The sequence below is a fragment of the Mesorhizobium sp. M7A.F.Ca.AU.002.02.1.1 genome (assembly GCF_003998535.1).
In the GTDB taxonomy this organism is placed as follows: Bacteria; Pseudomonadota; Alphaproteobacteria; order Rhizobiales; family Rhizobiaceae; genus Mesorhizobium; species Mesorhizobium ciceri.
Window position 1 is genome coordinate 1 of record NZ_RZPB01000861.1, and the last position, 2311, is coordinate 2311.

Sequence of the window (2311 nt, forward strand, 5' to 3'; positions counted from 1 at the left end):
GTACAATTCTTCACTGAATTCGGCCCGTGCCGGCGTTCGCGTCACCGACGAGGGTGTCGCCATCGCCAAGTCGGGCTACCGCCCGGTTGTCACCGGCTCGGCGGATATCGATTATTCGAGCAGCCATCTCAACGGCACCAATTCAAGCGTGCGGCTGACCACCGGCAATTTTGGCGTTCAGATCAACCAGACGCTGTTCGACGGCTTTCAGACCAGGAACAATGTCGCTGCCGCCGAAGCGCAGGTCCGGGCCTCGGTCGAAAGCCTGCGCAACACTGAAGAGGGCATCCTGTTCAGCGCGGCGCAAGCGTATATGAACGTGATTCGCGACCGGCAGGTCGCCGTGCTGACCGAGCAGAACCTGCAGTTCCTGACCGAAACGGCGCGCGCGGCGCGTTCGCGCTTCGAAGTTGGCGAAGGCACGCGCACCGATGTCGCCCAGGCCGACGCTTCGCGCGCCGCCGCGGTGGCGTCGCTGAGTGCTGCCCGGGCGCAGGCGCTGGCAAGTGCGGCGCTCTATCGCCAGATCGTTGGCGACGAGCCGGGCAAACTCAAGGGCGCTTCGCCGGTGGCAAAGCTGTTGCCGTCGAGCCTCGCCGCCGCCGTCGGGGTGGCCTCGAACGAGCATCCGGCCATCCTTGCCACGCAGCATCTGGTCGATGCCGCGGCGTTTTCGGTGAAGTCGGCCGAAGGTGCGCTGTTGCCGCAGCTGTCGGCTTCCGCCGGCGTTTCGAGCGCCTATCGCAATACCTCGCCTTTGCCGGGTGTCGGTTCGCAGGATGGCACGACCAATTCGGCCAGTGTCGGGGCAACGCTGACCATCCCGATCTATTCGGGTGGCCGCACCTCGGCGATCGTGCGCCAGGACAAGGAATCGCTCAGCCAGGCCCGCATCCAGGTCGATGTCAGCCGCGACCAGGTGCGCCAGGCCGTCACCGCCGCCTGGACCGAGTACACCGCCGCGCAGCAGCAGCTGACGGCCAACAGGCAAGTGATCGAAGCCGCGAAGCTGGCACTGAACGGTGTCATCGAAGAGCGCAATGTCGGCCAGCGCACCACGCTCGACGTCCTCAATGCGCAGGCGACGGTCATCACCGCCCAGATCAACCAGGCCGGTTACGAACACGATGTGGTGGTGGCGAGCTACGCCATCCTGCAGGCGACCGGCCGTCTGTCCGTCGACCGCCTTGGCTTGCAGGTAGCGAAATACAAGCCTGAAGAGCACTACAACGCGGTCAAGGACAAGTGGTACGGACTGCGCACGCCGGACGGCCGCTGAGGCGTTCGGCCTGAACTGGCCGTGTTCCCTGCTTGAGCAGGATCTTTCGCGCTGCGGCTCTCGGGTTCAGATGGCGCTAATCTGTTGAAATCCCACAAGTCCCCAGATTGGGGATTCTCGTGCGGCGATCCGTCGGTTACGCTGTGGCCATGATTCGATCCGGCTCTGCCGGAGCGGAAAACCCAACAGGGGTCACAAGGGCGGCGGATGTGACGATGGCAACGGCAAGCAGCGCACAGCGCGAACCTTCCATGGAAGAGATACTGGCTTCCATCAGGCGGATCATCGAGGACAGCGACGGCGGCCGCAAGCAGCCGGGCGACGCCGATGAGCTGAGCCAGGATCTGGAGCGCGCGTCGAGCGCCTATGCAGCCCCCGACGTGGAAGCTTTTCGTGCCGACCTGCATGCCGCCCCCGAGGGCAGGAAGCCTGTCACGCTGGCGGAAGTCCAGTCACAGCTGCCGCCGGCCGAGCCGGTGGTGGCGCGCATGGAAACGCCGGTGCGCCCCGATCCCAGCCCGGCAAGGCCATCGATGACACTCGCCGAGGTCAGCGCCCGCGTTGCAGCGGAGCCAATCACGGCTGAAGCGCCAATATCGCGTCCTGTCGCCGACGCTTCCATCGCCGATTGGCGTCGCGAGATCGCCGCGGTTGGCGAGCAGGCCAGGGCGGTGTCGGACCGGAGCGAGGCACGCAAGACGGCTGCCCAGCCGTCCGTGGAGGCTCCAGGGGATGAACCGGCCGCGAAACCGGCTACCGAGCCGTCTCGTCCGGATGCAAGCGTGGTGCGGCCGGTGGCGGCCAGCGACGCGCCGCGTCCGGCGATCGTTTCCGAGCACACCGGCCGTCAGGTCGCGGCTGCCTTTGGCGAGCTTTCCGACGCGTTTGCCAGCCGCAGCAAGAAGACATTCGACGAGATGGCCGAAGAGATGCTGCGGCCGATGCTGCAGGATTGGCTCGACAACAATCTGCCGACACTGGTCGAAAGGCTGGTGCGCGAGGAGATCGAGCGCGTGGCGCGCGGGGCGCAGT

2 protein-coding genes are annotated in these 2311 nt (G+C 66.0%); both read left to right on the forward strand.

What is annotated here, in order from left to right; all coding sequences use genetic code 11:
• Window positions 1–1279, forward strand: a 1279-nt coding sequence (locus EN879_RS32445) for a TolC family outer membrane protein (protein WP_127274540.1), incomplete at its 5' end; no start/stop codon positions are given.
• A gap of 215 nt (window positions 1280–1494) precedes the next feature.
• Window positions 1495–2311: PopZ family protein (locus EN879_RS32450; protein WP_013531280.1), on the forward strand; the 817-nt coding region annotated here is incomplete at its 3' end.